Genomic DNA, 7,534 nt, shown 5'->3' on the forward strand with positions numbered 1-7,534 from the left:
GTGGTGGGCAGGTGGGGTGCGACTCGGGCTCATCGCCGTCGCGGTGATCCTGTCCACCGCCTTCTTCGCCCTCATCCCCCGCCGCACGCACTGGTGGACGCACTTCGGCCAGTACACGATGTACGTCTACCTGCTGCACTCGTTCGTGCTCTACCCGTTCCGGGAGTCGGGGGTGCTCAGCCGCCTCGAGCCCACCTGGCTGTGGCTGCCGATCGTGGTGGTCGCCGCAGTGCTGATCGCGCTGGGGCTCGCCACGAGGCCCGTTCGCCGGCTGTTCCGCCCGCTGGTCGAGCCTCGACCGAAGTGGCTGTTCGGCGATGCCACGCTCGCCGGGCGCGAAGGGCACCGCAGCGATCCCACGGGGTCGCGCAGGCCGCGCGAAGCGCCGCGGGCACTGCACCCTGATCCGCGGCAGAACGGCTGACTCCGCGCGGCGGCGGTGGTGGGCCGATCAGGCGAACAGCGCCGCCCCGACATACGAGCCGGCCGTGGCGCCCGGGGGCACGGCCCAGATCCCGGACCGGACGTGGCGCACGTACTCGAGCATGAGGTCGGTCGACAGCGAGCGCTGCAGCGTGACGAACTGCTCGGGCGAACGCTGGTAGGAGAGGAAGAAGAGCCCGGCATCGAGTCGTCCGAGATCGTTGTTGCCGTCGACGAAGTTGTAGCCGCGCCGGAGGATGCGGACGCCGTCGTTGGACTCGTGATGCGCGAGCCGGACGTGGCTGGCCACGTCGATCTTGGGCGCGCCCGCGGCATCCTTCTCCGCGAAATCGGGTTCGGTGTACTCGCCGCCGCCGGACAGCGGTGCGCCCGTCCCCTTCGCCCGGCCGATGATGCGGTCCTGCTCCGAGAGACGCACCCGGTCCCAGGTCTCGATGAGCATCGCGATCTTGCGGGCGACGAGGTACGACCCGCCCGCCATCCAGTCGGGAGAGTCGGATGCCGCGACCCAGACGTGTGCCTTCAAGGCCGCGGTGTCGTCGGCGAGGATGTTGGCGGTGCCGTCCTTGTACCCGAACAGGTTGCGCGGGGTCTGCTGGTCGGACGTCGTCTTGGACGTGCGGCCGTACCCGAGCTGCGACCAGCGCAGCTTCGCCCGCCCGAACGCGATGCGGCTGAGGTTGCGGATGGCGTGCACGGCGACCTGGGGATCGTCAGCGCAGGCCTGGATGCACAGATCGCCACCGCTCGCCTCGGGGTCCAGGTCGTCTCCGAGGAAGGGCGGGAGTCCTTCGAGCCCTTGCGGCCGGCGGGCGGCGATGCCGTAGCGGTCTTCGCCGGACTCGGACACGAACAGGGTGGGACCGAATCCGATCGTGATGGTCAACCCGGCGGCCGTCAGGCCCTGCGCCTCACCGGTGTCGTCCGGTGGCGCTTCGGGCGATCCGCCGACCGCACCGGTCGCGCTGACCGCCAGTCCCTGAGTCATGCGCGCCGCGGCATACGACCAGTCCTGCAGGAGCGAGATCAGGTCGTCGCGATTCGTGCGCGCCATCATGTCGAAGGATGCGAAGTGCAGATGCTCCTGGACGGGCGTCGTGATCCCCGCCTGATGGGCGCCGAAGAAGTCGTACGCGGATGTCGCGGTCTGCCGTTCCGCCGCCCGCCCGGCGCCGACACCCGCTGCGAAACCGCCGGCAGCCCCGGCGACGAGGCCTGCGGCACCGGCGCCCACAGCGAGGCCGAGCAGACCGCGGCGACTCACTCCCGGCTCGGGCGCGACAGGCACCGCCGGGAGGTCGCCCCCCGGCGGCAGCTCAGCGGGCTGGCGGCTGTCGGACACGCTAGGCGAGCACCGTGGCGGTCAGCTGCGACAGCGGCTCGGCGAGCGCGTTGATCAGGTCGGTGAGCTCGCGCTTGTCCGCCTCGGTGAGTTCGCCGTAGGAGACGAATCCCTCCGCGAGCGTTCCGTGGGTGGCGAGGGATGCCTCCAGCGCCGCGTAGCCGGCGTCGATGTCGTCGACCAGCGCCGCTCCGTCGTCGCCCTTCGACTCGGCGAGGTCCCGCACGAGCGAGAACGCCATCTTCGATCCTTCGACGTTGGCGGCGAAGTCCCAGAGGTCGGTGCCCGACCACCAGTCCTCTTCGCCGCTGATCTTTCCAGTCGCGACCTCGTCGAGCAGGGCGATCGCGCCGTTGCTGAGGCCCGCGGCACCCTGCGACTCGAGGGCCGCCTGGAACTCGGCGGAATGCACGTAGTCGTTCAGCTCCTGGACATCGGCGACGAGCTGGTCGCCGTATGCGGCGCGTTCCTCAGGAGTCGAGGGTGCCCAGTCCTGCCAGGCTGGCGCGCCGTCTGCATTCAGCGCGGCTTCGGCCGGCACCCACAGGTCCTTCTCGATCCGGTGGAAGCCGGTCCAGTCGAGTCCGTCGGCGACGGCGTCGACTTCGCGGAAGTCGATCTTCGGGTCGAGGTCGCCGAGCGACTCGGCGATGGGCTCGATGCGCTCGTAGTAGGCGCGCACATTCGGGAACTGGGTGCGGGCGGACTCGTCATCGCCCGACTCGTAGGCGGCGGTGAACGTGTCGACCGCGGGCACGAGCTGCTCGACCTGCTCCTTCACGAACGCCGCGTAGAGGTCGACCGCCTGCTGGTGCTGCTCAGCGGCATCTCCGGTCGCCTCGACGCGCTCTCCGCTCACGGTGAAGCCGGTCCTGCCGACTCCCTCGCCGACCATGCCGGGCTTGCAGACCGTGTAATAGCTGCCGGGCTGGGCCACGACCGAAAGGGTGCGCGACGCGCCGGGTGCGATGTTCTCCGCTTCGCCGACGATGCGGAGGCCGTCCTCGGCGAGGAGGTAGAACTCCGACACCTCCTGGCCCGCGTTCTCAATGTCGAAGGTCAGCGTTCCGCTGGTCGCGCTCGCGGCTGAAACCGCGCAGGCCGAGTCGGTCGATGTCACCTGGAGTGCGTCGGCGGCCGCGACATCGCTCTTCGCGACGCAGCCCGACAGCACGAGGGCTGCAGCTCCGACCGCGACGAGGATTCCGAGGGGGCGGTGCAGGGTCATGCGGCTCCTTGCCGGGGAGTGGTGGCGGGCGACGCGGAGGGCCGACCGGCAGCGGACGATTCGAGAACGGGGGTGGTGGGGGTTCCAGACGCGGCCGCCTGAGACGCGACGGGGGCGGATGCCGCGGCCCGGCGCGCGGCGCCGCCTGGGGCGCGGAGGCCACGGACGAAGAGCGATCCGACGATCGCGACGTAGAGCACCCAGGCGGTCACCTGCAGCCAGGACATCTTGGGCATGAAGCCGACGATCGACTGCAGGATCACGGCGAGCGGGCCGCCGGGCGCGATGGCCCCGCTCACGTCGAACGCCCAGCCGAACGGGAAGGCACCCAGCCCCACGGCGACGGCGCCGGTGACGGGATCGATCGGCGCGGCCTCGGTGAACGGCCCTGGGAGCGCGCCGGCCTCCTGCAGATCGAGGATCGCGTACGCGAGGACGCCTGCCGCGACGACGACGAGGAACGCGCCGGTCGCCCCGAAGAAGACCCGCAGGTTGATGCGCAGCATGCCCTTCGCGAGGAGCCAGCCCAAGCCGACCGCAGCGACGAGGCCGAGGAGCGCGCCGAGCAGCGTCGCGGGCGTGGAGCCGAACGACTGCACCATCGACCACAGCAGCAGGGTCGTCTCGATGCCCTCCCGGGCGACGGAGATGAAGCCGATGAAGACGACCGCCCACAGTCCGCTCGACGCGAGCGCGCGGTCCACGCCGTTCTCGAGCGTCGCCTTCATCGAGCGGGCGGTCTTCTGCATCCAGAAGATCATCCAGGTGACGAGGGCGACGGTGACGAGCGACAGGATCCCGCCGATCAGCTCCTGCGCTTCGAAGGTCAGCGTGTAGGTGCCGAAGGTCAGGACGGCGCCGATGCCGAGCGACAGGGCCACTGCCAGGCCGACCCCCATCCACAGCCGGGGAAGCACATCGCGCCGGCCCATGCGCGTCACATACGCGACCAGGATGCCGACCACCAGTGCGGCTTCGAGACCCTCGCGAAGGCCGATGAGAAAGGTCGCGAGCACGTCGGTCCTATCGAGGTAGTGAGGTAAGGCTTACCTGAACACGGTACCCAGCACTTCGCGACCTGTCCAATCCTTGGACGCCGCCCCCGCGAAGAGGTAACGGTCGGCAATATTCGAGCGGATGCCGCGGCATCCGCTTATCGTCGCCTTCATGGCCGATCTGAACCTGCCGATCCTCGATCTCTCCCAGCTCGACGCCGGCCCGGAGGACGCCGCTCGTTTCCGCGATGACCTGCGCGCCGCGACCCACGACGTGGGATTCTTCTACCTCACCGGCACCGGGGTGACGCCTGAGCTGGAGGGGCGCCTGCACCAGGCGGCGCGCGACTTCTTCGCCCTCCCCGAGGAGGACAAGCTCGCGATCGAGAACGTCAAGAGCCCGCACTTCCGCGGGTACACCCGCGTCGGCGGCGAGCGCACCCAGGGCAAAGTCGACTGGCGCGAGCAGATCGACATCGGCCCGGAGCGCGAGGCCATCGTCGATCCGGACGCACCGGACTTCTCGCGCCTGATCGGCCCCAACCTGTGGCCGGCGGCCCAGCCCGAACTGCGCGACGTCGTCTCGCAGTGGCACGACCACCTCTCCGGGGTGGCGCGCAAGCTGCTGCGCGCGTGGGCGCTCGCACTCGGGGCGCCGGAGAGCTACTTCGACGAGCACTTCGGCGAGCCCTCGACCCTCATCAAGATCGTCCGGTACCCCGGCAAGGCGGACCCGACACCCCAGCAGGGCGTCGGCGCCCACAAGGACTCCGGCGTGCTGACGCTCCTGTGGGTCGAGCCCGGCAAGGGCGGGCTGCAAGTCGAGCACGACGGCGAATGGATCGACGCTCCCTCCGTGGCCGGCGCGTTCGTCGTCAACATCGGCGAGCTGCTCGAGTACGCGACGGGCGGCTACCTCATCGCAACGAAGCACCGGGTGATCTCGCCCCGCTACCCGGACGACCGGATCTCGGTGCCGTTCTTCTTCAACCCCGCGCTCGACAAGCGGCTGCCGCTGATCGAGCTGCCCGCAGAGCTCGCAGCGGAGGCTCGCGGAGTCACCCAGGATCCAGCCAACCCGATCCACGCCCTCTATGGCGAGAACGCCTTGAAGTCGCGCCTGCGCGCGCACCCCGATGTCGCCGAGATCCACCACGCCGACCTGGTCGCTGAGCGGGCTGAAGCGGCCGCCGGATCGAGTGGCCGCGAAGCGGCCGTATCGAGATCATCCGTCTGATTGCAAAGCGAAAGGCCGCCCACACCGTGGACGGCCTTTCAAGAAAGCGATTGTGCGCTGGCTGCGACTAGCGGCGGAGTCCGAGACGCTCGATCAGCGAGCGGTAGCGCGCGATGTCGATGTCCTGGAGGTAGCCGAGCAGACGGCGGCGCTGACCGACCATGAGGAACAGACCACGACGTGAGTGGTGGTCGTGCTTGTGCTCCTTCAGGTGCTCTGTGAGGTCCTTGATGCGCTGCGTCAGCATCGCGACCTGCACCTCGGGGGATCCGGTGTCACCGGGGTGCGTCGCGTACTCTTCGATGATCGCCTTCTTGGCGTCAGACTCGAGTGGCATAGATGGGATCCCCTTCCTGGTCATTGCGCGGCGCCCGACGCCTGATGCGTGAGCTCTGTTTATCCGCGGCCGATCAAACGGCAACCTCAAGAGTCTACCAGGCGGGATCTTCAGGGACGAATCGCCCCGGTTCCCGCCGCGGATAGGCTCGGAGGATGCCTCGACACCACCCGCCCGCGTCGTGACCGAGCGACGGGATCCGCCGAGAAGGCCCGGCCTGCGCCGCGACCACTTCATCGATCTGCGGCCCCTCACCACGAGCCCGCCGTTCGCACGCCTCTGGATCGGGTCGACCCTGTCCGGGCTCGGCGGCCAGCTCACCGCCGTCGCGGTCATGCTGCACGTCTACGACCTCACCCAGGACACGTTCGCCGTCGCGATGATCGCGGTGGCGGGGCTCTTGCCGATGATCGTCGCGGGTCTGTACGGCGGGATGCTGGCGGATGCCTTCGACCGGAGGATCGTGGCCCTGCTGGCCGCCACAGTGACCTTCGCCGCGACGACGGCCTTGGCGGTCCTCGCCTGGGCGCACGTCGAGACGGTGTGGTGGCTCTACGTCCTGAGTGTCGTCATCTCGGCGGCCAACTCGATCGTGATGGCCACGAAGGAGGCGATCACGCCGCGCCTGCTCCCCCGCGACCTCCTCCCGGCCGCCGCTGCGCTGCACGGCATCACGGTGGGGATCATGGTCACGGCTGGCCCCGCCCTCGCGGGAGTCCTCGTGGCGTTCACCGGCTACGCGTGGACCTACACGATCGACGTCGTCCTCATGCTGTCGCTCTTCCTCGGGCTCTGGACGCTGCCGAGCATCCGCCCGGAGGGCGAGCTCGTGCGCCCGGGGCTCGAGGCGCTGCGCGACGGGTGGCAGTTCCTGAAGCGGGCGTCGAACATCCGCCTGCAGTACATCCTCGACATCACCGCGATGACCTTCGGTCAGCCGATCGCGCTGTTCCCCGCGATCGGTGCGCTGCTGCTCGGCGGCGGGCCGATCACCACGGGCGCCCTCACCGCAGCCTTCGCCATCGGAGCGTTCTTCTCGAGCCTGTTCTCGGGCCCGATCGGCCGGGTGCGTCAGCAGGGGCTCGGCATCGAGCGCGCGATCCAGGTGTACGGCGGATCCATCGCCGGGTTCGGCCTGGTGCTGCTCGCGGCGGCGTTCGGCGTGTTCGCCCCCGAGACCGTGGATGCGACCCACGCGAACCTCGCGCTCATCGTCATCGCGTCACTCTTCCTGGTCGTCGCGGGCGGCGCCGACAACGTCAGCGCGATCTACCGGTCGACCATGATGCAGGCGGCCGTGCCCGACGCGATCCGCGGACGCCTCCAGGGCATCTTCGTCGTCGTGGTGACAGGCGGTCCGCGCATCGGCGCGCTCTACGCGGGCGCTCTCGCCGCCGTCACGACGCTGTGGTTCCCGCCGCTGCTCGGCGGCTTCGCGATCATCGGACTCGTGGCCCTGCTCGTGCGTCGAAGCCCGCGCTTCCGCGAGTACGACGCCGAACATCCGGTTCCGTAGCCCGGCCTCCGAGAAGCCGCCCCGGACGTAGCGGGACCGCCGCGCATCGGCGGATTTCGGACGACGCATTCCCGGGCGGATCCCGCAGCCTTGTGCCCGGGCTAGAGTCGCCAGGTGCCGACCGAAGCCCCCTCCGCCAGCGCCGCGACCACCGCCTCGAGCGGGTCGGTGGCGAACTCGCGCGGGCTGTCCGGCGCTTCGGTCACCGTCCAGTTCGTCCTCACCGGCATCATCTGGGGCTCGAGCTTCCTGTTCATGAAGGTCGCTCTCGTCGGCCTCACCCCCGGCCAGGTCGCCTGGTCGCGCCTGATCCTCGGGGCGCTGACGCTGGGACTCTTCGTCGCGGTGCGACGCGACCGGCTGCCCCGGAACATCAGGATCTGGCTGCACATGACGGTCCTCGCGGTGTCGTTCTGCGTCGCACCGTTCCTGCTG

The 7,534-nt window shown here is 69.7% G+C and carries 7 protein-coding genes and 1 pseudogene; 4 read left to right on the forward strand and 4 right to left on the reverse strand.

What is annotated here, in order from left to right; genetic code table 11:
* Nucleotides 1-424 (forward strand): annotated as a pseudogene (locus AC1DVT_RS16210) (acyltransferase family protein); the annotation flags it as partial.
* 27 nt (nucleotides 425-451) lie between these two features.
* Here AC1DVT_RS16210 and efeB read toward each other — a convergent pair.
* The 3 genes from efeB to efeU are packed head-to-tail and all read right to left on the reverse strand — an operon-like array spanning nucleotide 452 to nucleotide 4,030.
* Nucleotides 452-1,732, reverse strand: coding sequence for an iron uptake transporter deferrochelatase/peroxidase subunit (gene efeB, locus AC1DVT_RS16215; RefSeq protein ID WP_477390022.1), 1,281 nt, complete (start codon nucleotides 1,730-1,732; stop codon nucleotides 452-454).
* Nucleotides 1,733-1,787: 55 nt separating this feature from the next.
* The gene (gene efeO, locus AC1DVT_RS16220; protein WP_477390017.1) at nucleotides 1,788-3,014 is read right to left on the reverse strand and encodes an iron uptake system protein EfeO; all 1,227 of its coding nucleotides are present in this window, start codon (nucleotides 3,012-3,014) and stop codon (nucleotides 1,788-1,790) included.
* Entirely contained in the window at nucleotides 3,011-4,030 is a 1,020-nt protein-coding gene (efeU, locus tag AC1DVT_RS16225; protein WP_477390018.1) for an iron uptake transporter permease EfeU, read from the reverse strand. Before efeU ends, efeO begins: the two co-directional genes overlap by 4 nt.
* Nucleotides 4,031-4,181: 151 nt before the next feature.
* Here efeU and AC1DVT_RS16230 point away from each other — a divergent pair, with 151 nt between their 5' ends.
* Nucleotides 4,182-5,246 carry an isopenicillin N synthase family dioxygenase gene (locus AC1DVT_RS16230; protein WP_477390019.1) on the forward strand — a complete coding sequence of 355 codons (1,065 nt, stop codon included), beginning with the start codon at nucleotides 4,182-4,184 and terminating at the stop codon, nucleotides 5,244-5,246.
* 67 nt (nucleotides 5,247-5,313) lie between these two features.
* On the opposite strand, the gene rpsO is transcribed toward AC1DVT_RS16230, so the two are convergent.
* The gene (gene rpsO / locus AC1DVT_RS16235) at nucleotides 5,314-5,583 is read right to left on the reverse strand and encodes a 30S ribosomal protein S15 (RefSeq protein WP_019180606.1); all 270 of its coding nucleotides are present in this window, start codon (nucleotides 5,581-5,583) and stop codon (nucleotides 5,314-5,316) included.
* A gap of 181 nt (nucleotides 5,584-5,764) precedes the next feature.
* On the opposite strand from rpsO, the gene AC1DVT_RS16240 reads away from it, so the two are divergent.
* Nucleotides 5,765-7,099: an MFS transporter gene (locus AC1DVT_RS16240; RefSeq protein WP_477390020.1), complete on the forward strand. Its 1,335-nt coding sequence runs from the start codon at nucleotides 5,765-5,767 to the stop codon at nucleotides 7,097-7,099.
* A 114-nt stretch (nucleotides 7,100-7,213) separates the two neighbouring features.
* A partial coding sequence (locus AC1DVT_RS16245; protein ID WP_477390021.1) for an EamA family transporter occupies nucleotides 7,214-7,534 on the forward strand: 321 nt, incomplete at its 3' end.

This window comes from Microbacterium sp. P2_F9 (assembly GCF_056403635.1).